General features: G+C 57.7%; 1 protein-coding gene. It reads right to left on the reverse strand.

Annotation, left to right across the window (positions count from 1 at the left end):
- The coding region (locus P9217_RS30165; RefSeq protein WP_278052575.1) for an integrase core domain-containing protein at window positions 1–305 on the reverse strand (305 nt) is incomplete at both ends.

The raw sequence follows: 305 nt of genomic DNA on the forward strand, positions 1-305 counted from the left end.
TGTGGAGCTTCAACAGGTTGTCCTCGATCAGGGCGAGGCGACTGATAGGCGTTTTTGACTTTAGGCTGCCATGTGGACGATGCCAATTGTATCTGTGCAGCCAGACAGGCAGTTCGGCGGCACGATGATCGGATGTCGGATAGGCAATGGCGTAGGCCCATTCGCGCAGTGCTGTCTGGATGAAGCGCTCGGCCTTGCCATTGGTCTTGGGCGTATAGGGTCTTGTCGTGACGTGCTTGAGGCCGAGATCGCGGCAGGCCTTGGCGAAGGCCTTTGATCTGTAGCAGGAGCCGTTGTCGGTCATG

It is taken from the genome of Mesorhizobium sp. WSM4989, assembly GCF_029625795.1.
Classification (GTDB): Bacteria; Pseudomonadota; Alphaproteobacteria; order Rhizobiales; family Rhizobiaceae; genus Mesorhizobium.